The 19,995-nt window shown below is 69.4% G+C and carries 22 protein-coding genes and 3 tRNA genes; 20 read left to right on the forward strand and 5 right to left on the reverse strand.

What is annotated here, in order from left to right:
* The first annotated feature begins 134 nt into the window (after positions 1 to 134).
* The 3 genes from V7053_RS03410 (at position 135) to V7053_RS03420 (ending at position 487) form a co-directional block, all read left to right on the forward strand.
* Positions 135 to 206, forward strand: a tRNA-Gln gene (locus tag V7053_RS03410).
* Between the two features lie 52 nt (positions 207 to 258).
* A tRNA-Glu gene (locus tag V7053_RS03415) sits at positions 259 to 331 on the forward strand.
* 83 nt (positions 332 to 414) lie between these two features.
* Positions 415 to 487 (forward strand) — tRNA-Glu (locus tag V7053_RS03420).
* On the opposite strand, the gene V7053_RS03425 is transcribed toward V7053_RS03420, so the two are convergent.
* Positions 485 to 1,090, reverse strand: a complete 606-nt coding sequence (locus V7053_RS03425; protein ID WP_334170868.1) for a DUF1697 domain-containing protein — start codon at positions 1,088 to 1,090, stop codon at positions 485 to 487. The two genes, V7053_RS03420 and V7053_RS03425, sit on opposite strands and share 3 nt — an antisense overlap.
* A gap of 40 nt (positions 1,091 to 1,130) precedes the next feature.
* Positions 1,131 to 1,850: an IclR family transcriptional regulator gene (locus V7053_RS03430; protein ID WP_334170869.1), complete on the reverse strand. Its 720-nt coding sequence runs from the start codon at positions 1,848 to 1,850 to the stop codon at positions 1,131 to 1,133.
* A gap of 121 nt (positions 1,851 to 1,971) precedes the next feature.
* On the opposite strand from V7053_RS03430, the gene leuC reads away from it, so the two are divergent.
* From leuC to V7053_RS03460, 6 genes are all read left to right on the forward strand, one after another.
* Entirely contained in the window at positions 1,972 to 3,414 is a 1,443-nt protein-coding gene (gene leuC, locus V7053_RS03435) for a 3-isopropylmalate dehydratase large subunit (RefSeq protein ID WP_334170870.1), read from the forward strand.
* A gap of 52 nt (positions 3,415 to 3,466) precedes the next feature.
* Positions 3,467 to 4,066 (forward strand): 3-isopropylmalate dehydratase small subunit, encoded by a 600-nt coding sequence (gene leuD / locus V7053_RS03440; RefSeq protein WP_334170871.1) that lies wholly within the window; start codon positions 3,467 to 3,469, stop codon positions 4,064 to 4,066.
* 129 nt (positions 4,067 to 4,195) lie between these two features.
* The gene (gene murA / locus V7053_RS03445; RefSeq protein WP_334170872.1) at positions 4,196 to 5,521 is read left to right on the forward strand and encodes a UDP-N-acetylglucosamine 1-carboxyvinyltransferase; all 1,326 of its coding nucleotides are present in this window, start codon (positions 4,196 to 4,198) and stop codon (positions 5,519 to 5,521) included.
* 23 nt (positions 5,522 to 5,544) lie between these two features.
* Positions 5,545 to 6,339 (forward strand): lysophospholipid acyltransferase family protein, encoded by a 795-nt coding sequence (locus tag V7053_RS03450; RefSeq protein ID WP_334170894.1) that lies wholly within the window; start codon positions 5,545 to 5,547, stop codon positions 6,337 to 6,339.
* Positions 6,340 to 6,392: 53 nt separating this feature from the next.
* On the forward strand, positions 6,393 to 7,409 hold the full coding sequence (locus tag V7053_RS03455) for an NAD(P)H-dependent glycerol-3-phosphate dehydrogenase (protein WP_334170895.1): 1,017 nt from the start codon (positions 6,393 to 6,395) through the stop codon (positions 7,407 to 7,409).
* 1 nt (position 7,410) lies between these two features.
* Positions 7,411 to 8,538, forward strand: coding sequence for a D-alanine--D-alanine ligase family protein (locus V7053_RS03460; protein ID WP_334170873.1), 1,128 nt, complete (start codon positions 7,411 to 7,413; stop codon positions 8,536 to 8,538).
* A 57-nt stretch (positions 8,539 to 8,595) separates the two neighbouring features.
* On the opposite strand, the gene V7053_RS03465 is transcribed toward V7053_RS03460, so the two are convergent.
* Complete coding sequence (locus V7053_RS03465) at positions 8,596 to 9,210, reverse strand: DUF3515 family protein (protein ID WP_334170874.1); 615 nt, start codon at positions 9,208 to 9,210, stop codon at positions 8,596 to 8,598.
* Between the two features lie 75 nt (positions 9,211 to 9,285).
* Here V7053_RS03465 and V7053_RS03470 point away from each other — a divergent pair, with 75 nt between their 5' ends.
* Genes V7053_RS03470 through V7053_RS03495 form a run of 6 tightly spaced genes read left to right on the forward strand, consistent with a single transcriptional unit; the run spans position 9,286 to position 14,745 of the window.
* The gene (locus V7053_RS03470; RefSeq protein WP_334170875.1) at positions 9,286 to 10,302 is read left to right on the forward strand and encodes a thiamine-phosphate kinase; all 1,017 of its coding nucleotides are present in this window, start codon (positions 9,286 to 9,288) and stop codon (positions 10,300 to 10,302) included.
* A 34-nt stretch (positions 10,303 to 10,336) separates the two neighbouring features.
* Positions 10,337 to 11,284, forward strand: a complete 948-nt coding sequence (locus tag V7053_RS03475; protein WP_334170896.1) for a DAK2 domain-containing protein — start codon at positions 10,337 to 10,339, stop codon at positions 11,282 to 11,284.
* Positions 11,274 to 13,520 carry an ATP-dependent DNA helicase RecG gene (locus tag V7053_RS03480; RefSeq protein WP_334170876.1) on the forward strand — a complete coding sequence of 749 codons (2,247 nt, stop codon included), beginning with the start codon at positions 11,274 to 11,276 and terminating at the stop codon, positions 13,518 to 13,520. The genes V7053_RS03475 and V7053_RS03480 overlap by 11 nt, the downstream gene beginning before the upstream one ends.
* Positions 13,521 to 13,532: 12 nt before the next feature.
* On the forward strand, positions 13,533 to 14,111 hold the full coding sequence (rsmD, locus tag V7053_RS03485) for a 16S rRNA (guanine(966)-N(2))-methyltransferase RsmD (protein ID WP_334170877.1): 579 nt from the start codon (positions 13,533 to 13,535) through the stop codon (positions 14,109 to 14,111).
* The gene (locus V7053_RS03490) at positions 14,108 to 14,560 is read left to right on the forward strand and encodes a hypothetical protein (RefSeq protein WP_334170878.1); all 453 of its coding nucleotides are present in this window, start codon (positions 14,108 to 14,110) and stop codon (positions 14,558 to 14,560) included. The genes rsmD and V7053_RS03490 overlap by 4 nt, the downstream gene beginning before the upstream one ends.
* Positions 14,557 to 14,745, forward strand: coding sequence for a hypothetical protein (locus V7053_RS03495; protein WP_334170879.1), 189 nt, complete (start codon positions 14,557 to 14,559; stop codon positions 14,743 to 14,745). Before V7053_RS03490 ends, V7053_RS03495 begins: the two co-directional genes overlap by 4 nt.
* Positions 14,746 to 14,765: 20 nt before the next feature.
* Here V7053_RS03495 and V7053_RS03500 read toward each other — a convergent pair whose 3' ends face one another.
* Together V7053_RS03500 and V7053_RS03505 are read right to left on the reverse strand one after the other, a co-directional pair.
* Entirely contained in the window at positions 14,766 to 15,536 is a 771-nt protein-coding gene (locus V7053_RS03500; RefSeq protein WP_334170880.1) for a spermidine synthase, read from the reverse strand.
* Entirely contained in the window at positions 15,533 to 16,729 is a 1,197-nt protein-coding gene (locus V7053_RS03505; protein WP_334170881.1) for an aminotransferase class I/II-fold pyridoxal phosphate-dependent enzyme, read from the reverse strand. Before V7053_RS03505 ends, V7053_RS03500 begins: the two co-directional genes overlap by 4 nt.
* Before the next feature lie 50 nt (positions 16,730 to 16,779).
* On the opposite strand from V7053_RS03505, the gene coaD reads away from it, so the two are divergent.
* From coaD to mutM, 5 genes are all read left to right on the forward strand, one after another.
* Entirely contained in the window at positions 16,780 to 17,268 is a 489-nt protein-coding gene (gene coaD, locus V7053_RS03510) for a pantetheine-phosphate adenylyltransferase (protein WP_334170882.1), read from the forward strand.
* Between the two features lie 120 nt (positions 17,269 to 17,388).
* On the forward strand, positions 17,389 to 17,919 hold the full coding sequence (locus V7053_RS03515) for a YceD family protein (protein WP_334170883.1): 531 nt from the start codon (positions 17,389 to 17,391) through the stop codon (positions 17,917 to 17,919).
* Positions 17,920 to 17,948: 29 nt separating this feature from the next.
* A complete protein-coding gene (gene rpmF, locus V7053_RS03520; protein ID WP_241053399.1) occupies positions 17,949 to 18,152 on the forward strand; it encodes a 50S ribosomal protein L32 in 204 nt (67 codons plus the stop codon).
* A gap of 32 nt (positions 18,153 to 18,184) precedes the next feature.
* On the forward strand, positions 18,185 to 18,922 hold the full coding sequence (rnc, locus tag V7053_RS03525) for a ribonuclease III (RefSeq protein WP_334170884.1): 738 nt from the start codon (positions 18,185 to 18,187) through the stop codon (positions 18,920 to 18,922).
* A gap of 2 nt (positions 18,923 to 18,924) precedes the next feature.
* Positions 18,925 to 19,878 (forward strand): bifunctional DNA-formamidopyrimidine glycosylase/DNA-(apurinic or apyrimidinic site) lyase, encoded by a 954-nt coding sequence (mutM, locus tag V7053_RS03530; protein ID WP_334170885.1) that lies wholly within the window; start codon positions 18,925 to 18,927, stop codon positions 19,876 to 19,878.
* Positions 19,879 to 19,995: the final 117 nt, after the last annotated feature.

Below are 19,995 nucleotides of genomic sequence, written 5' to 3' on the forward strand. Positions count from 1 at the left end.
GGGCGCACTTGCCGCTTTCCGGCCTCGGCGATTTGGCAGCGCGCCATTCGATCTTGTAAAGTGAATACTCGTGCTGAGGGGCACGGAGCGCTTGGACCGGCTGGTTCGAGGAGGCCCGGGCCCGGAAGACGCCTTGGGATATGGTGTAATTGGCAACACTACGGTTTCTGGTACCGTCATTCTAGGTTCGAGTCCTGGTATCCCAGCTCCTGATGCCCCGTGAGCGAGCGGCGGGTCTGACGGTCAGGTAAAGTACACGGCCCCATCGTATAGCGGCCTAGTACGCCGCCCTCTCACGGCGGTAACGCGGGTTCGAATCCCGCTGGGGTCACGAAGGGTCCGCGAATTTCGCCGGGCCTTTCTTCAAGCCTTCACAGGGTTGCCGCGAGGCTCCCGCGTGGAGGTGCAGTGCCAGGCCCCATCGTATAGCGGCCTAGTACGCCGCCCTCTCACGGCGGTAACGCGGGTTCGAATCCCGCTGGGGTCACTGCGACGAACGCCCTCGGTCCGAAAGGCCGGGGGCGTTCTGCTTTCCGGCCCCATGCTGGCCCTGTTCGGCGAGCTTCTGCACTGCGGCCTGGACCTTGAGCATGGTGCGAAGGTTCCGCGTCGTGGTGGTGGCCTTGAACTTGGCCTTCGCCGTTGCCTTCGACATCGTGCTGTCGAGCGTTCCGCCGACTGGGGCGAGCCATGCCGTGGCGGTAGGGGAGAGGCGCGCGTGCTCGGTCCCCGCGCCTTCGGCGAGGACCCACAGCTCCTCGAGCACGGCCGAGTCCGTCGAGAGGGTCACGTAGGTATGGGTCGACGCGTCGTCCGGAGGATAGGGGCAGGCGCTCACCATGGCGTCGACGTCGTCGGCCGTGATGACGATGACCCACGCGTCGTACCCGAACCGTGCGCGGAGCGCGTCCTGGACGGCTCGCTTGAGAGCTTCTGCGGAGAGGTCCGAACGGAGGACGGCGTTGCCGCTGGCCAGCAGGGTCGAGACATCGGTGACCGGGAGGGCGGCGAGCGTCTCCTTGACGTCTGCCATCTTGAGGTTGATCCCGCCCACGTTGACGCCCCTCAGGAAGACGGCGTAAGCGGTCATGGGGCCTCCTTCGGAGGATTCGGTCGTTCGGGGCGGAAGCTCAGTCGTTGCCTTTGCGCAGTGCTTCCGTAAGGAGCCGCGCGGCGCTGCAGACGACCTCAGCATGCTGACGCCCGGGCTGGCGCGTCAAGCGCTCGATGGGCCCGGAGATGGACACGGCAGCGATGACTCGCCCGGAAGGCCCCCTGACCGGCGCCGACACCGAGGCAACTCCCGGCTCGCGTTCACCGAGCGACTGGGCCCAGCCCCGACGTCGTACGCCTGCCAGGACGGTCGGAGTGAACCGCGCGTTGTTGAGGCCTTCCAGGAGGCGGTCGTGGTCTTCCCACGCGACGAGGACCTGGGCGGCCGACCCGGCCTTCATCGTGAGCTGCGTGCCGACCGGAATGGTGTCGCGAAGGCCGACCGGTCGCTCTGCCGACGCCACGCACACCCGCCAGTCGCCCTGCCTCCGGAAGATCTGGGCGCTCTCTCCGGTCGCGTCGCGGAGCTGGACGAGGATCGGGCCGGCCGCGGCGATGAGCCGGTCTTCGCCGGCCGCCGAGGCGAGCTCGACGAGCCTGGACCCCAGCACGAAGCGACCCTGGATGTCGCGGGCCACGAGGCGATGGTGGACGAGGGCGAGGGCGAGCCGGTGAACCGTCGGCCGGGCAAGGCCAGTCGCGGAGACAAGCTGCGCCAAAGTCGTCGGTCCTGCCTCGAGTGCGTCGAGCACCATGGCGGCCTTGTCGATCACGCCCACGCCACTAGAATTGTCCATAGCTTGATATTGCTGTCTCAACATCTGAGATGCAAGTCGGCGGACTAGCCCGATCGCGGGTGTCCTGCTGGACTGGTAGACAGGCGCCGACGGCGCGGAAGAGAACCGAAGGGAGCTGGCCATGGGACGCACTCTGGCCGAGAAGGTCTGGGACGCGCACGTCGTGCGCAAGGGCGAAGCTGGCCAGCCCGACCTTCTCTACATCGACCTGCACCTCGTCCACGAGGTTACCTCCCCGCAGGCGTTCGAGGGGCTCCGCCTCGCCGGCCGGCAGCTCCGCCGACCTGACCTGACGATCGCGACCGAGGACCACAACACTCCGACGCTCGACATCGACAAGCCGATCGCCGACCCTACGAGCCGGACCCAGATCGAGACCCTGCGGGCCAATTGCCGGGAGTTCGGCGTCCGGCTGCATCCCCTCGGGGACAAGGAGCAGGGGATCGTGCACGTCGTCGGTCCGCAGCTCGGCCTCACGCAGCCCGGCCTGACGATCGTGTGCGGGGACTCGCACACGTCCACGCACGGCGCCTTCGGTGCTCTGGCCATGGGCATCGGCACCTCCGAGGTCGAGCACGTCATGGCCACGCAGACGCTCCCGCTCAAGCCGTTCAAGACCATGGCCGTCACGGTCGAGGGCAAGCTCAAGCCCGGCGTGAGCTCGAAGGACATCATCCTCGCCGTCATCGCCAAGATCGGGACGGGCGGTGGGCAGGGCTACGTCCTCGAATACCGTGGCTCCGCGATCCGCGCCCTGTCGATGGAAGCGCGCATGACGATCTGCAACATGTCGATCGAGGCCGGTGCAAGGGCCGGCATGGTCGCTCCGGACGAGACGACCTACGCCTTCATGAAGGGGCGCCCCCACGCCCCGCAGGGCGAAGAGTGGGACGCCGCCGTCGAGTACTGGAACACCCTCCACACGGACGAGGACGCCGTCTTCGACGCCGAGGTCTTCCTCGACGCCAACGAGCTCGAGCCGTTCGTCACGTGGGGAACGAACCCCGGCCAAGGCGTCTCGCTCTCGCAGTCCGTCCCGGACCCCGACTCGTTTGCGGACGAGAATGCCAAGGCTGCCGCCCGTCGTGCGCTGGCGTACATGGACCTCGCTCCCGGCACGCCCATGAAGGACATCCGGGTCGACACGGTCTTCCTCGGCTCATGCACCAACTCCCGGCTCGAGGATCTGCGGGCGGCGGCCGAGGTCATCCGTGGGCGCCGGAAGGACCCGAACGTGCGCATGCTGGTCGTCCCCGGTTCGGCACGCGTCCGGCTCGAGGCCGAGGCCGAGGGCCTGGACCAGGTCTTCAAGGACTTCGGCGCAGAGTGGCGCTTCGCCGGCTGCTCGATGTGCTTGGGAATGAACCCGGACCAGCTCGCCCCCGGCGAGCGGTGTGCTTCGACGTCCAACCGCAACTTCGAAGGACGGCAGGGCAAGGGCGGGCGCACGCACCTCGTCTCGCCCGTTGTCGCCGCGGCGACGGCGATCCGCGGGACCCTCTCTTCGCCGTCGGACCTCGACGCGCTGCCCGCTGCTGCCGCGACGAGCGGCCTCTCCGCCTGAGCCCCACGGTCCCGCCGTCGGGCCGATGACCTTTTCGAGACAGGAAGCCGCCATGGAGAAGTTCACCTCCCACACCGGGATCGGTGTCCCGCTGCGCCAGAGCAACGTCGACACCGACCAGATCATCCCCGCCGTGTTCCTCAAGCGGATCACGCGCACAGGGTTCGAGGACGCGCTCTTCTCGAGCTGGCGCAAGGACGAGTCGTTCATCCTCAACCAGGAGCCCTTCAATCAGGGCTCGGTGCTCGTCGCTGGCCCTGACTTCGGTACCGGCTCCTCCCGCGAGCACGCCGTCTGGGCCCTCAAGGACTACGGCTTCCGCGCGGTGCTCTCCTCGCGCTTCGCCGACATCTTTCGTGGCAACTCCGGGAAGCAGGGGCTGCTGGCCGCCGTGGTCGCGCAGGACGACATCGAGCTGATCTGGAAGGAGCTCGAGAACCACCCGGGCGCTCAGGTCACCGTGGACCTCGAGTCCAAGACTGTGACGTGCGGAAATCTGGTGGCGCCGTTCGAGATCGACGACTACACGCGGTGGCGGCTCCTCGAGGGCCTCGACGACATCGGGCTGACCCTCCAGCACGAGGACGAGATCGCGGCCTACGAGGCCAAGCGGGAGCCCTTCAAGCCCACCACCCTCCCGGCCCGAAGCTGAGCCATGGCGTGCCGCCCGGCCCGGGCGGCACGCGGGGCGGTGTTTCGCAGGCCGAGCGGCGAGCTTCTATGCTTAGCAGGGTCCGCGGCCGAGCCGTGGGGCCAGGCGAGCAGTGAGGAAGCAACATCTATGAGCAGTGTCCTGACCATCCGCGGCGGCGTGCCGCTCTCGGGGCGGGTCACCGTCCGGGGAGCGAAGAACCTCGTGCCGAAGGCCATGGTCGCGTCGCTGCTCGGTGACGAGCCGTCCGTGCTCCGGAACGTTCCGGACATCAAGGACGTCGAGGTGGTGCGCAACCTTCTGCGGCTCCACGGAGTCGAGATCGCCCAGGACGCCGCCGGGGACCTCACACTCGATCCCTCGAACGCCCGGACTGCGCACGTCGCCGATATCGACGCCCACGCGGGCGATTCGAGGATCCCGATCCTCTTCTGCGGGCCGCTCATCCACGCGATCGGCGAGGCCTTCATCCCGGACCTCGGCGGGTGCCGCATCGGTGACCGTCCGATCGACTACCACTTGGGCGTCCTCCGGCAGTTCGGGGCGGTCGTCGACAAGCGCCCGGGCGGGATCAGCATCTCCGCGCCGAAGGGCCTCAAGGGCGCCAAGATCTCCCTCCCGTACCCGAGCGTCGGGGCCACCGAGCAGGTTCTGCTCAGCGCGACGAAGGCCGAGGGCATCACCGAGCTGACGGGCGCGGCGACGGAGCCCGAAATCGTCGATCTCATCGCCGTGCTCCAGAAGATGGGTGCCCTCATCTCGATTCAATCGGACCGGACCATCCGGATCGAGGGCGTCCGGTCCCTCGGGGGTTTCACCCACACCGCGCTTCCGGACCGCAACGAGGCGGCGTCCTGGGCCTCGGCGGCGCTCGTCACGAAGGGCGACATCTTCGTCGAAGGTGCGCTCCAGCGGGACATGATGACCTTCCTCAACACGTTCCGGAAGGTCGGCGGCGGCCTCGAGATCAGGGACGACGGGATCCGCTTCTACCACCGAGGGGGAAAGCTCTCCCCTCTGGTTGTGGAGACCGATGTCCACCCCGGCTTCATGACGGACTGGCAGCAGCCCCTCGTCGTGGCGCTCACCCAGGCCGAGGGCGTCTCGATCGTCCATGAGACCGTGTATGAGAACCGCTTCGGCTTCACTGAGGCCCTGCGCCGCATGGGCGCGGCCATCCAGGTGCACCGCGAATGCCTCGGGAGCGTCCCGTGCCGCTTCGGCCAGCGGAACTTCCTGCACTCGGCAGTCATCTCAGGGCCCACGAGCCTCCACGGGGCCGACTTCGACGTTCCCGACCTGCGCGGAGGATTCAGCCACCTCATCGCCGCCTTCGCCGCCCAGGGGACATCGCGCGCGACCGGAGTCGACGTCATCAAGCGCGGCTACGAGCACTTCACCGACAAGCTCGAATCGCTCGGCGCGGACTTCGACCTCCTGGAGGGCGCCGCGTGAGCCGGAGAGCCGCGTCGGAGAGCATGGGGGAGCGGGTCGCCTTCGCTTTCGCCGGAGCCGTGGTCCGTCCGATCATGAATGCGCTCATGGGCAAGACCTGGCTCCGGACGGAGCGCCTTCCCGAGGGCGGCTTCATCGCGTGCCCCAACCACTGCACAGAGATCGATCCGCTCGTCGTGGGACACATGCTCTACAACCAAGGGCGGCCGCCGCACTTCCTCGCCAAGGCCGGGCTCTTCAAGCCCCCCGTGCTCAAGCAGGTCATGCAGGGCACGAAGCAGATCCCCGTGGACCGCAGCGGCACCGGAGCGGGCAAGTCCCTCGAGGTTGCGCGTGAGGTGCTCGACGAAGGCGGTGCGATCCTCATCTATCCCGAGGGCACGCTCACCCGTGACCCGGCCCTCTGGCCCATGAAGGGCCACACGGGCGCAGCGCGTCTCGCCCTCAAGACGGGAGCGCCCGTCGTCCCGATCGCCCATTGGGGCGCTCAGGAGGTCTTTCCGCGCTACGCCAAGCGCTTCTACGTCTGGCCCAGGAAGCGCGTGCGGGTGATCGTCGGCGAGCCCGTCGACCTGAGCGAGTTCGAGGGCCGCCCGCTCGACAAGTCCACTCTCGTTGCTGCCACCGACAAGATCATGGCGGCGATCACCGGGCTTCTGGCAGAGCTTCGCGGCGAGGAGCCACCCGTGGAGCGCTGGGACCCGTCGGCGCATCAGCAGAGCCTGCACGGCCGCGACGTCGATCGCGGCGCCCATCCTGCGACGGATCCGGCAGGCGCCGACGGCGCCGCAACGAACGACGGCGGGATCCCAGCGTGAGCGCTGGGCTCGCCCCGGGGGGAGCGTCGCAGGCGCATGAGGTCGCCAACGACATCACCGACGTCGCCGTGTTCGGCGCCGGAAGCTGGGGCACCACCTTCGCGAAGGTCCTCGCCGACGCGGCCGCTGCTCACGGCACTCCCCGCAGCATCCGGGTGTGGGGACGGAACCCGGAGACGATCGCGGACATCAACCGCCGGCGCAACGGCCGCTACCTCGGCGACATCGAGCTGCCTGAAGGGATCCAGGCCACCACGGACCCCTCGGTGGCCCTCGCCGGGGCTCAGCTCGTCGTCTTCGCGGTCCCCGCCCAGTCGCTGCGCGCACAGCTCGAGCAGTGGCGGAGCCTCATCCCCGCCGACGCAGTCGTGATGTCCCTCATGAAGGGGCTCGAGGTCGGCACTGATCTGCGGATGACCGAGGTGATCGCGCAGGTCACGGGGATCGCTCCGGACCGCATCGCCGTGCTCTCGGGCCCGAACCTCGCCATGGAGATCGCGCGCAGGGAGCCGACGGCCTCCGTCGTCGCCTGCGCCGACGAGGAGCTCGCCCGCCGCATCGCGCGCGTGTGCACGGCACCGTATTTCCGCCCCTACACGTCGAACGACGTCGTGGGCGCGGAGATCGGCGGCATCGTCAAGAACGTCATCGCGCTCTGCGTCGGCATCTGCGAGGGCAAGGGCATGGGCGACAACACGAAGGCCTCCGTGATGACGCGTGGCCTCGCAGAGACGACCCGGCTCGCCGTCGCGCTCGGCGCGGATCCGCACACCCTCGCCGGGCTCGCCGGGCTCGGCGACCTCGTGGCCACGTGCGCGTCCAAGCTCTCGCGCAACCACACGGCGGGGACGCTCCTCGGCCAGGGCTTCAGTGTCGAGGAGCTCGGCAACCATATGACGCAGGTCGCCGAGGGCATCAAGTCCGCTCCCGCTGTTCGTGAACTTGCCCGCCGCGTCGGCGTGGAGATGCCCATCACCGAGGCCGTCGTCGGCGTTCTGGCCGGCCGCGTCGGCGTTGACCAGCTCGAATCGCTCCTGCTTGCGCGGGAGCTCAAATCGGAAGGCGAATAGCGTGCCCAACCCCAGCCCCGGCCGGAAGATCCGCGTCGCGCTCCTGTTCGGCGGCCGCTCCAGCGAGCACGCGGTCAGCTGTGTGACGGCCGCCGGCGTCATGAACGCGATCGACCAGGCCAAGTACGAGGTCGTTCCGATCGGGATCGCGAAGGACGGCCAATGGGTGCTCTCCGACGGAGACTGGCAGCAGTGGGCGCTCAACGCAGGGGCGATGCCCGAGGTCCGCTCCGGCTCGGAGACCGTGCGGCTCGCGGGCGGTCCCGGTCGGCCCGGGCTTGTCGTCTCGCGGCCCAACGAGGTCCCTCGCGAACTTGGGGACGTCGACGTCGTCTTTCCGCTCCTGCACGGCGCGTTCGGCGAAGACGGCACCGTTCAGGGTCTCCTTGAACTCGCCGACGTCCGGTACGTCGGCGCGGGCGTGCTCGCCTCGGCGGTCGGCATGGACAAGCATTTCATGAAGGTGGCCTTCGAAGCCGCCGGCCTCAAGGTCGGGCCCTACGTCGCCGTGACGGACAGGGAATGGCGGCGCGATCCCCAAGCGGTCCGCGACGCGGTCGGCGCCCTCGGCTACCCCGTGTTCGTCAAGCCGTGCCGGGCAGGATCGTCCGTCGGCATTAGCCGCGTCGAGCGCGAAGAAGACCTCGACGCGGCCGTCTCGGAGGCGCGGCGCCACGACTTGCGCATCGTCGTCGAGGCCTCCATCGCCGGTCGGGAGATCGAGTGCGGAGTGCTGGAAGGTCGAGGCAGCGACGCCCCGCGGACCTCCCTGCCGGGCGAGATCGTCGTCCAGGGCGGATCGCACACGTTCTACGACTTCGAGGCCAAGTATGTCGAGGACAACGCGGCGGCGCTCAGCTGTCCCGCCGACCTGCCCAACGACGTGATTGCCGAGGTGCGCAAGCAGGCCGCTCGCGCGTTCGACGCGGTCTCGGCCGAGGGACTCAGCCGGGTCGACTTCTTCTACACCCCCGATGGCGAGCTAGTGATCAACGAGATCAACACGATGCCCGGGTTCACGCCCATCAGCATGTACCCCCAGATGTGGGCAGCGACCGGCCTGTCCTACCACGACCTCATCGACGAGCTCATCCAGCTGGCTCTCGAGCGGCCCACCGGGCTCCGCTGAGCGGCGCCGGCCCTCTCCTGAGCGGCGCCGGCCCTCTCTCCTGAGGGGAGGGGGCCGTCAGCTCTGGGGAAGCTGGGCGACCTCGGACTCTCCCACGCACTTCTTGGTCTGCGGGACCTTGGCAACCGCGGACGCGATCGTGGCAAGGACGGTCGCCGAGCTGATCTTCGACGTGTCGACCACGAGCTCGGTCGCAGGCGTGCGCCCGAAGGTCGTGAGGAGGTACGTGTCGTTCGGACCCTCGGTTGCGTCACCGGAGGGCGTGGGCCCCGTCCCTGCGGAGGCGGAGGGAGTGGATCCGGCCTGAGGGGATGCCGAAGGACTCGAGGACGGCGTCGCGGTCGTGAGGTCCTTGATCACCCAGTCGACGCCGTTGACAGTGACGCAGCGGTCCGTCGTCGGCCCCGGCGTGGGGACGCCGCAGCGGAGGATGACGGCGGACGGGTCGCCCCACGCCGCGGTCGCCTGGCTCGTCGTCGTCCGCAATGCCGCGTCGCCGAGCGTGTCGGGCATCGCGATCATCTCCGGCGCGCACGCTGGGTTCGCGGCGTCGGGGGCGGGATCGACCGAGACGGCCGCGCTGCACGCCGAAAGCGAGGCGCCCAGCACGAGGGCCGAGGTGAGCGCCGTGGCGCGCACGAGGACTGCTGCGCGGCGACGGCTGCGGGGCATGGTTCTCCTCAGAACGTGGGGTGGGGGCGTGTCCGGCACGGACGACCGTCTCTTCCAGACTACTAGGCTGGGATCGTGCGCACGTCCCCGCTGCCTCTGACCGTCGGCGACCTGAGCGAAGGCGAGCTCCTGGATCGCATCCTGCCCCGCCTCGCCGCCGGCCCCTCGGCCCTGCTCGGCCCCGGGGACGACGCCGCGGTCCTCGCGGCGCCGGATGGCCGGGTCGTGGTGAGCACCGACACCCAGACGCAGAATGCCGACTTCCGGCTCACATGGCCGAACGGCTACGCCCATACGGGGTACGACGTCGGGTGGAAGGCCGCAGCCCAGAACCTGAGTGACATCAACGCCATGGGTGCGGTCGCGACCGGCATCGTCGTGAGCCTCACCCTCCCGACGACGACGCCGGTCGGGTGGGTCGAAGACCTCGCGGACGGACTCCTGGATGCGGTCCGGAGCCTGGGGGCGAGCCGCTGCGCCCTCGCAGGCGGCGATCTCGGCCGCGGCGACGAGCTGTCTGTCACCGCGACCGTCCTCGGTACGCTCGACGGCCGCCAGCCCGTCTTGCGGAGCGGTGCCCGCGTCGGAGACACCCTCGCCGTCGCCGGTTCGCTCGGATCCGCGGCCGCGGGGCTCGCGCTGCTCGAACACGGGCCCGCGTATGAGGGGCTGGAACCCGCGCTGCGGGAGTTCGTGGGCCGCCAGTGCCGCCCGGTTCCTCCCCTCGATGCGGGGCCCGCCGCCGCGTCGTCGGGAGCGAGCGCACTGATGGACCTGTCCGATGGACTCCTCCGCGACGGCCTGAGGCTCGCCACGGCGAGCGGCGTGCGCCTCGATCTCGACCCCGACGTCCTCACGCTCCGGGCGAAGCTGCTTGTGCACGCGGCGGAGGCGGTGGGCGCCGATCCGCTGGATTGGGTGTTGGGCGGCGGGGAGGACCACGGGCTCCTCGCGGCCTTCCCTGCCCACGCACAGCTCCCGCACGGCTTCGCTGCGATAGGCTCGGTGATGCCTGCCGACGGTGGAGAGCCTGGAGTGTCCGTCGGGGGAAAGCCGGCGGCGACGAGGGGATGGGACCACTTTGCCAAGTAGAAACTCCGCCAAGACGGCGTCGAACGCCGCGGCGATGCGCCGCTGGCTCGGCATGGCGGAGACCGTGCTCGCTAACCACAGCGACCGCCTCAACGCGATCAACATCTTTCCGGTTCCGGACGGCGACACGGGCACCAACCTCTATTTGACGGCCCGCGCGGCGGCGCAGGCGGCCGCGGCCATGGACAGCCAGGATCTCGGCGTCGTCATCGGAGCCGCTGGGCAGGCCGCCATGGAGGAAGCCCGGGGCAACTCAGGAACGCTGTTCGCCGTCTTCCTCGACGCGTTCGCGGTCCCGCTCGCGGGACAGTCCCGCTTGAGCGGTCCGCTCCTTGCGGAGTCCCTCCACCGTTGCCGCATCCGCGCGTGGTCCGCGCTTAGCGAACCCGTCGAGGGAACGATGCTCTCAGTCCTTGCCGCGGCCGCCGACGCGGCCGCGAACGCCTCCGAGACCGCAGACGCGGGGGAGGCCCCGCACAGCAATGCGGTCCTGGTCCGGACGATCGACGCCGTCGTCGACGCGGCCGTGGCCGCCGTCGTCGACACGGAGGCCCAGCTACGGACTCTCCACGACGCCCGCGTGGTCGATGCGGGGGCAGTCGGGCTGCTCCTGGTGCTCGGCGCGCTTCGTGCGGCGGTGATCGGCGAGGGGCTCGGGGACCAGATCTTCGACAGGCTTCACGGTTACGCCGTCCAGGACCCGCACATCCATGCCCAACAGCCTCCTGCCGAGGGCGTCGAGCTCATGTGCACCATCACGCTGAGCCCGCTCGACGCGGCGGGACTCCGCCACCGCCTGGACGAGATCGGCGAGTCAGTCATCATGAGCCCGCTCGGCCCGCTCGACGAGGATTCAGGGTGCGTTCGCTGGCGGGTCCACGTCCACGTGCGCGACCCCGAGGCCGCCCTCGCCGAGATCCGGCACACCGGCGAGCCCGAGAAGGTCGCCTTCACCGAGCTCCATTCCGACCATGCCCGCTGATCGCGACACCCCTCTCAACCGACTCATCGGGGCCCGTAGCGGAAAGAAGTTCGCCGACCAGCTCGGCATCGAGACGGCCGGCGATCTGCTCGACCACTTCCCGCGCCGCTACCTCGCTCGCGGGGAACTCACACCCATTCGAGAGCTGCCGCTCGACGAGGACGTGACGCTCATCGCCCAGGTCGTCTCGTCGTCCAACCGCCGCATGACCACGCGCAAGGGCAGCATCACGGAGGTCCTCGTGAGCGACCGCCCCGGCCAGACTCAGGGCCCGAGCACGCTTTCCCTGACGTTCTTCAACGGCTATCAGGCGGCCAAGCAGCTCACGCGGGGCGTGATCGCGATGTTCTCGGGCAAAGTCGGGCTGTACCGGGGGAAGCTCCAGCTGACCAATCCGATCTACGAGCTGGTGGACCCGGAGGAGTTCGACGCGGACGCCGCTGCCCGCCTCGCAGGCCGCCCCATCCCGGTCTACCCCGCGACGGCTTCCATCCCGAGCTGGACGATCGCGAAGGCGATCGGAACGGTACTCGGCCAGCTCGACCTTGATTCCCTCCCCGAGGCCCTTCCGGCGGACATCCGCCTCACGTACCGCCTTCCGCGCGTGTCGGACGCCTACCGCATGATCCACGAGCCCGAGGACGACGGCGCGTGGAGGACCGCCCAGAAGCGGTTCCGCTATGAGGAGGCGCTCGTCCTCCAGACCGCCCTCGCCCGCCGCAAGGCCCAGCACGCGGCGCTTCCGTCGCGCCCGAGCCCCGCGCGCCGCGGCGGCCTGCTCGAGACCTTCGACCGCCAGCTCCCGTTCGAGCTCACGGCGGGCCAGCGGGAGGTCGGCGAGGTCCTCGCGCGTGAGCTCGCCGAGAACCACCCGATGAACCGGCTCCTCCAGGGCGAGGTGGGTTCGGGCAAGACCGTGGTGGCGCTGCGGGCCATGCTGCAAGTGGTCGACGACGGCGGGCAGGCCGCGCTTCTCGCCCCCACCGAGGTCCTCGCTGCCCAGCACTACGCGTCCATCCGGGCGACCCTCGGTCCCCTCGCGCGCGACGGGCTGCTCGGCGGATCGGGCGACGACGGCGTCGAGGTCGCGCTCCTGACCGGGTCCCAATCGGCGGGAGAGAAGAAGCGGAGTCTCCTCGCTGCGGCGAGCGGCCAGGCAGGGATCGTCGTCGGAACCCACGCGCTGCTCTCGGAACACGTCCAGTTCGCCGACCTCGGGCTCGTCGTCGTCGACGAGCAGCACCGCTTCGGGGTCGAGCAGCGGGACGCGCTGCGAGCGAAGAGCCTCGCCACACCGCACTTGCTCGTGATGACGGCCACGCCCATTCCCCGCACCGTCGCGATGACGGTGTTCGGCGACCTCGAGACGTCTGTCCTTCGCGAGCTTCCCGCAGGCCGCTCGCCCATCGCCACGCACACGGTGGGCCTCGTCGAGAACCCGGCGTGGGAACGGCGCATCTGGCAGAGGGCGCGGGAAGAGGTCGACGCCGGGCGGCAGGTCTACGTCGTGTGCCCGACCATCGGTGCCGGTGCAGGCGACGAGGGCGACCTTGAGGCGCTGGACGATGCGACGTGGGGAGGGACGCCGCTCGCGTCTTCCGCCGCCATCGGCCCCGAAGTCCAGCCGGCCTCGGTGGCGGAGGTCACCGAACAGCTCGCGGGAGAGCCCGCGCTCGAAGGGGTCCGGATCGGCGTTCTCCACGGTCGGCTGGACACGGAGGCGAAGGCGTCTGCCATGCGAGCTTTCGCGGCAGGCCAGACGGGAATCCTGGTCGCCACGACGGTGGTCGAGGTCGGCGTCGACGTGCCGAACGCCACCCTCATGGTCATCCTCGACGCCGACCGTTTCGGGATAGCCCAGCTGCACCAGCTCCGCGGTCGGGTCGGCAGGGGCGGGCACGCTGGCACGTGTCTTCTCGTGACCCGCCTCGAGCCCGGGCACCCGAGCCGGGAGCGTCTCGCCGCCGTGGCGGCAAGCACCGACGGCTTCGAGCTCGCGCAGAAGGACCTCGAGTTCCGCCGTGAGGGAGACATCCTCGGCGCAAGCCAGTCGGGCCGGCGTTCGACACTTCGGCTCCTGCGGGTCCTCCGGGACGGAGATGTCATCGCGAATGCCCGGGAGGACGCGCTCGCGCTCGTCGCGGACGATCCGGACCTCGAGCGGCACCGCGAGCTCGCGGCCGCGATCGAGGACTACCTCGGGCCCGAGAAGGAGGTCTTCCTCGAACGTGGGTAAGGAAGTTCCGTTATGAGCAGGATCATCTCGGGGATCGCCGGCGGCGTTCCGCTGGCCGCCGTGCCCGGCTCCGCGACGCGGCCGACGACGGACCGCGTCAAGGAGGCCCTGTTCTCCCGACTGGACGCGCTCGGCATGGTCGCCCGGACCCGTGTGCTCGACCTCTACGCGGGCTCAGGCGCGCTCGGCGTCGAGGCCGCCAGCCGAGGCGCCTCGACCGTCGAACTCGTCGAGTCGGAGGCCAAGGCAGCCCACGTGTGCGAGAGGAACGCCCGGACCGTCAACGACGCCGTGAGCCGACGTGCCGTGACGGTCCGCCGCTCCAAGGTGAGCTCGTTCCTCGAGCGCATCCCACCCGGGCCGCATTGGGATCTCGTCCTCATGGATCCCCCCTACCCATTGGGGGAAGAGCAGCTCGCCGCAGTCCTCGGGGCCGTCGCGGACCGTCTGGCGCCGGACGCCCTCGTCGTCGTCGAACGCTCCGCCCGCTCGCCGGAGCCGACCTGGCCCGAGAGACTCGTGCACTACGGGGACCGGAAATACGGGGAGACGCGCCTGTGGTTCGCCGAGCCCGCGGGCACCCGCGCATGAGGTACTTCGAGCAGGCCGCGGCGGCCGCACCCCAGTGGTGGGAGATCATCTCGGCCTTCGCGCCCGTCGGCACGTTCGCAGCGGCCGTCGTCGCCGCCGTCATCGGCCTGCGCACCATCCGGCAGCGGTCCTACGCCGACCGGCGCGCGGAGTTCTGGCGGCGCACGGAGTGGGCGCTCGAAGCTTCCGTCCACCCCGATCCGCAGATGCAGACGATGGCCACGATGGTCCTCGCGAGCCTCGCGAAGAGCGACCTGATCGCGAGCGACGAGGAGCTCATGCTCCTCGACGCTGTGTGGGTCGACCCGATCGCTCAGGCAGAGGCCGAGGGCCTCGACGAGGAGCTGGGCGCCGACGAGGATCGGGGGGATACTGGACTGGAGGGGCCGTACGACGGCCCGACCCATGAGGGCCCGGACTCCGGGCAAGGCACCACGGGGGAGCGATGACCGAGCAGGACAGCCAGACGTCGAAGCACGACGATTCCGCGGAGAGCCACGAACGACGCCCGGGATCGTCGGACCGACGGGTCCAGATCGCGGCGGCCAGGCTCCGCGTCGTCCTCGACGAACGGCTCAAGCGCGAGACGCCGGAATGGGTCAAGCGGCTCGCGGAGCAGAAGCTCGCGAGCTGATCCTCCTCAATCGGCGAGCCTTATCCGACGAGGCCGTCGAGCTCGGCGCCGCGCCGGAGGGCCGTCGGATGCGGGCCGGCTGCAGCGAGCTCCGCAGTCCACCCCGCCGGCCAGGTGCCTCTGAGGCCCACGGCGACGACGTTCCCCGGATAGCGTGCCTCGAACACCTCCGGTTCGCTCAGCGCAGCGACCTCGCTGAAGGCGGTTCGCATGGCAGCGAGCTGTGACCGGACGAGGGTGAGGGGCGGATCGTCGCCGATGTTGACGAGCATCGCACCGCGCGGCGCGAGAAGAGCTGCGGCCTCGGCGTAGAAGTCCCGGTGCGCGATGTGGGCTGGCGCCTCGGGGCCAGAGAAGATGTCCAGCACGACGGCGTCGAACGGCTCACGGGACCCCAGCTCCTCAAGCTCCCAGCGCGCATCGCCGATACGTATTTCGATGGCAGTCCCGGCCGGCAGGGGGAGACTCTCGAGGACGAAGTCCAGGAGTTCGCGTTCGAGCTCGACGGCGACCTGCGCCGAGCCCGGGCGCGTCGCCTGCACGTACCGTGCGAGGGTGAGCGCCCCGGCACCGAGATGGAGCACCCGCAGCGGTTCGCCCGGCGGGGCGAGCAGGTCGAGGACGTTGGCCATCCGCCGCAGGTAAGCGTAGAAGACCCGCTCGGGGTGGGCGAGGTCTACGTGGGATTGCTCGGCGCCGCCGATTGAGAGCACGAACGCGCCGTCCACGAGGTCGTCGGGGGAGATGGTCGCGTGGGTCCCGATTCCGGCGAGATAGCGTTCCGGGCTCACACGAGCTCGCTGAGGCCGGCAAGGCGCCCGGCGGCGTCCTCGAGGACGTCGTCGCGCTTGCAGAACGCGAAGCGCAGGAGCGAGCGGGTTCTCCGTGCGCCCTCTTCGTGGCAGAAGACCGAGACGGGGATCGCCGCGACGCCGACGAGCTCGGGAAGCCTCCGCGCGAGGTCGAGGGCGTCGTCGAAGCCGATGGATGCAGTGTCGGCTGTGATGAAGTAGGTGCCCTCGGGGAGGTACACGGTGAGCCCCGCGCGTCGGAGCCCGTCGGCGAGGATGTCGCGCTTCCGACGCAGCGCGTCGGCCGCGCCCGTGAAGAACTCGTCCGGCAGGCGGAGCCCGCGGGCGACGGCGGCCTGGAACGGCGTGCCAGAGCTGTACGTGAGGAACTGCTTGACCGTGCGAACCTTGGCGACGAGTTCCTCGGGGCCGGTCACCCAGCCGACCTTCCACCCCGTGAAGGAGAAGGTCTTGCCCGCGGAGGAGATGCTGAGCGTCCGCTCGGCGGCACCCGGAAGCGTCGCGACCGGAACGTGAGGCCGGCCGAAGACGAGATGCTCGTAGACCTCGTCGGTGATGATGACGGCGTCGTGCCGGGCTGCGAGATCGACGATCCGCTGGAGGGTCTCCGCGCCGAAGACGGCGCCCGTCGGGTTGTGCGGGTTGTTGACGATCACGACGCGGGTCTGGGGCCCGAACGCGGCCTCGAGCTCACCCGGATCCGGCTGGAACCTCGGAGCGTGCAGGGGGACCGTCACGTGGTTTGCTCCGGCGAGTCCGATCATGGCGCCGTACGAGTCGTAGAAAGGTTCGAACGTCAGGACGTCGTCGCCGGGTTCGGCGAGCGCGAGCACAGCCGCCGCGATCGCCTCGGTCGCTCCGGTCGTGATGACGACGTCCGTCTCGGGGTCCGGTTCGAGGCCGTAGAAGCGCTTCTGATGGGCCGCAACGGCCACCCGGAGGGCAGGGATGCCTTTCCCCGGCGCATACTGGTTCGTGCCTTCGGCGATGGCCTGGCGCGCGGCCTCCGCCATGATGGCGGGGCCGTCCTCGTCCGGGAAGCCCTGACCGAGGTTGATGGCGCCGGTCCGGACGGCGAGGCCCGTCATCTCCTCGAAGATCGTCACCCCGAGGCGCCCGTCCGCCCCCAACACGTTGGCGCCCGCGGCGGTGCGCTGCCAAGGAGAAGTCATGGAGCCATGCTAGCGAGCAGGGCGCCTCCGGCTTCGGTTATGTTGGCTGCATGAGACGCGCCGTCTGCCCTGGCTCCTTCGACCCGATCCACAACGGCCACCTCGAAGTCATCGCCCGCGCCGCGAATCAATTCGACGAGGTGATCGTTGCCGTGTCGACCAACTACGCGAAGAAGTACCGGTTCCGTCTCGAGGAGCGGATCGAGATGGTCCGCCGGACCCTCAGTGCGATCAGCGGAATCCTCGTCGAACCGATGGGGGAGGGCCTCCTTGCGGACTACTGCCACGAGCGGGGCGCGTCGGCCATCGTCAAGGGACTGCGCTCCTCGTCGGACTTCGACTACGAGTTGCCCATGGCGATCATGAATCGGCAGCTGACCGGGGTCGAGACCGTCTTCCTCGCTGCCGAATCGCACTACGTGCACCTCTCCTCGACGCTCATCAAGGAGGTGCACGACCTCGGCGGCGACGTCTCCGAGTTCGTACCGCGGTCTGTGCTGGCGCGCCTCGACGCGACGTCATCGGGTCGGGGGGCCTGACCTCGGCCGGTCGCGGCGCGCCGGCGGCGTCAGTTTGGGCCTGACGCACGGCACAGGCTAGGATTATTTGTCGGTCTATGTTCTACAGGAGTTCTCATTAAGCGCGAAGATCGTTCGCCCTTGACGGTTGACGTCAAGGACCTCGGGCGCAGCCCGGGCACGATGCGGACACTCGAAGAGCATGTGCCCGCACCGAGTGACCTCGGTGCGGCGCTCATCGGCGTCAGGGAAGGGTCCCCCGTGGATCTCTACCTGAGGCTCGAGGCGGTCCACGAGGGGATCCTGGTATCGGGAACCGCACGCGTCGACGTAACTGGCGAGTGCGGGCGGTGCCTGGATCCCATCGAGTACAGCCTCGACGTCGATGTGCAAGAGCTTTTCTCCTACGAGGGTGCCGAGCCCTCGGACGGAGAAGACGATGAAGAGCAACGTCGAGTCGAGCACGATTCCATCGATCTTGAGCCGGTGTTGCGGGACGCAGTGGTGACCATGCTGCCGTTCCAGCCGGTGTGCCGGGAGGACTGCCCGGGGCTCTGCCCCGAGTGCGGGATCCGCCTCGCGGACGAGCCGGGCCACCATCACGAGGTCGTTGACCCGCGATGGTCGGCTCTGGCGGATCTGATCAGGCCCGACCGGCACAGCGATGAATAAGTGTTGGCCCTAAGAGAAATGAGTTAGCCGTGGCAGTTCCCAAGCGGAAGATGTCCCGCTCGAACACGCGAGCCCGCCGCTCCCAGTGGAAGGCGACCGCGCCGAACCTGATCAAGACGGTCGAGAACGGCCGCGTGGTCTACAGCCTTCCCCACCAGGCGAAGGTCGTCACCGACTCCGCTGGCACCCCGCTCTTCATGGAGTACAAGGGCCGCAAGGTCGCCGACGCCTGAGCTGTCGTACGAAGACAGCACAGCCGCGCGATATGCCCGCTCACGATGAGCTTCTGAAGCGTCTCGGCGTCGACATCGACGCCGAGACGCTTCGTCTTGCCCTGACCCATCGCTCGTACGCGTACGAGAACGGCGGGATCCCGACGAACGAGCGTCTCGAGTTCCTGGGCGACTCGATCCTCGGGTTCTCGGTCACCGACTACCTGTATCGGACGTACCCGGATCTCCCCGAGGGCGAGCTCGCCAAGCGGCGTGCCGCCGTCGTGAGCACGCGAGCGCTCGCGGCCATTGCGCGGCGCCTCGGCGTCGGCGAGTGCATCTACCTCGGGCACGGCGAAAAGGTCACGAACGGCAAGAACAAGTCCTCCATCCTCGCTGACACGATGGAGGCGCTCATCGGCGCAACGTACATCTCGAACGACCTCGAAGAGGCCCGGCGCCTCGTGGTCCGGCTCGTCGGGCCGCTGCTCGAGGACGCAGCCGTGCTCGGCGCTGGGACGGACTGGAAGACCCACATCCAGGAGCTCGCTGCGAATCGCCAGTTGGGCGCCATCCACTATGCCGTCGTCGGCGACGGCCCGGACCACGCCCGGACGTACACGGCAACGCTCTCGATCGGCGGCGTGCCGTACGGCACAGGAACAGGCAACTCGAAGAAGGAAGCCGAGCAGTATTCGGCTGCCGACGCCTGGAAGGTGCTGTGCCCGGATGAGTCCGGCATCATCGGCAGCGTGCCCGGGGAGCGCGAAAGCGCTGGCGGAACCGTCTAGCCTTGCCCGAACTCCCCGAAGTCGAGGTCGTGCGCCGCGGCCTCTCGACGTGGGTTGCAGGGCGCCGGATCGAACGGGTCGACGTTCTCGACCCCCGCTCGGTCCGTCGCCACACGCTCGGACCCGAGGACTTCCGCGGCCAGCTTGAGGGCGCCGTCGTCCTCGACGCGGTGCGTCGCGGCAAATTCCTGTGGCTCCCGATCGCCGACGGTGATGACGGCAGCGCGGAAGAGCCTCCGCACACCGCCCTCATGGCCCACCTCGGGATGAGCGGCCAACTCCTCGTCGAGGACCCCGAGCAGCCGGACGAGAAGCACCTCAAGGTCAGGCTCACGCTCTCCGACGTCCCTGGCCTGCCTGCCGAGCTTCGCTTCGTCGACCAGCGCATCTTCGGCGGCCTCGCCGTCGTGCCGCTCGTGGCGACCGACGACGGCGGGCCCGGGGGATGCGGATCACAGCCTCTCCCGCTCATAGCGGCAGAGGCCGCGCACATCGCAAGGGACCCGCTCGATCCGCTGTTCTCGGCGTCCGGGCTCCACGAGCGATTCCGCGCCCGCCGCACCGGCGTCAAGCGCGCCCTGCTCGATCAGCGCCTCGTCTCGGGGATCGGGAACATCTACGCCGACGAGGCGCTGTGGTCGGCGCGCCTGCACTATGCACGTCCCACGGACACCCTGCGCAGGGCCGAGACGCTGCGGCTCGTCGACGCCGTCCGGGATGTCATGCTCCGCGCCCTCGCCGCCGGCGGGACCAGCTTCGACTCGCTGTACGTCAATGTCAACGGAGCTTCGGGCTACTTCGACCGCTCGCTCTCGGCGTACGGGCGCGCTGGCGAGCCGTGCCTCCGCTGTGCTGGGGAAGGACGCACGAGCATCATGGTCCGCGAACCGTTCATGAACCGCTCGTCGTACCGGTGCCCCTCGTGCCAGCGGACGCCGCGCAACGCCCGTTGGTAGCCGCGCCCTGCGCGAGAGCCCGGCGGAGGCCCTGCGCCGAAACGCTGGGGACCGGTGGCAGAATGACGCACAGCCATACGCGCTGTCCGCGGACATCGACTGCAGACGCTGACGACA

This window comes from Sinomonas sp., assembly GCF_036848755.1.
Taxonomy (GTDB): Bacteria; Actinomycetota; Actinomycetes; order Actinomycetales; family Micrococcaceae; genus Sinomonas.

What these genes read in the sequence shown, in the direction of transcription:
- V7053_RS03425 (WP_334170868.1), bottom strand. Translation starts at nt 1,090, where the DNA reads ATGACCGCTTACGCCGTCTTCCTGAGGGGCGTCAACGTGGGCGGGATC.
- leuC (WP_334170870.1), top strand. Translation starts at nt 1,972, where the DNA reads ATGGGACGCACTCTGGCCGAGAAGGTCTGGGACGCGCACGTCGTGCGC.
- leuD (WP_334170871.1), top strand. Translation starts at nt 3,467, where the DNA reads ATGGAGAAGTTCACCTCCCACACCGGGATCGGTGTCCCGCTGCGCCAG.
- V7053_RS03495 (WP_334170879.1), top strand. Translation starts at nt 14,557, where the DNA reads ATGACCGAGCAGGACAGCCAGACGTCGAAGCACGACGATTCCGCGGAG.
- V7053_RS03450 (WP_334170894.1), top strand. Translation starts at nt 5,545, where the DNA reads ATGGGGGAGCGGGTCGCCTTCGCTTTCGCCGGAGCCGTGGTCCGTCCG.
- V7053_RS03475 (WP_334170896.1), top strand. Translation starts at nt 10,337, where the DNA reads ATGCGCCGCTGGCTCGGCATGGCGGAGACCGTGCTCGCTAACCACAGC.
- V7053_RS03465 (WP_334170874.1), bottom strand. Translation starts at nt 9,210, where the DNA reads ATGCCCCGCAGCCGTCGCCGCGCAGCAGTCCTCGTGCGCGCCACGGCG.
- V7053_RS03490 (WP_334170878.1), top strand. Translation starts at nt 14,108, where the DNA reads ATGAGGTACTTCGAGCAGGCCGCGGCGGCCGCACCCCAGTGGTGGGAG.
- coaD (WP_334170882.1), top strand. Translation starts at nt 16,780, where the DNA reads ATGAGACGCGCCGTCTGCCCTGGCTCCTTCGACCCGATCCACAACGGC.
- murA (WP_334170872.1), top strand. Translation starts at nt 4,196, where the DNA reads ATGAGCAGTGTCCTGACCATCCGCGGCGGCGTGCCGCTCTCGGGGCGG.
- rnc (WP_334170884.1), top strand. Translation starts at nt 18,185, where the DNA reads ATGCCCGCTCACGATGAGCTTCTGAAGCGTCTCGGCGTCGACATCGAC.
- V7053_RS03430 (WP_334170869.1), bottom strand. Translation starts at nt 1,850, where the DNA reads ATGGACAATTCTAGTGGCGTGGGCGTGATCGACAAGGCCGCCATGGTG.
- V7053_RS03480 (WP_334170876.1), top strand. Translation starts at nt 11,274, where the DNA reads ATGCCCGCTGATCGCGACACCCCTCTCAACCGACTCATCGGGGCCCGT.
- V7053_RS03505 (WP_334170881.1), bottom strand. Translation starts at nt 16,729, where the DNA reads ATGACTTCTCCTTGGCAGCGCACCGCCGCGGGCGCCAACGTGTTGGGG.
- rsmD (WP_334170877.1), top strand. Translation starts at nt 13,533, where the DNA reads ATGAGCAGGATCATCTCGGGGATCGCCGGCGGCGTTCCGCTGGCCGCC.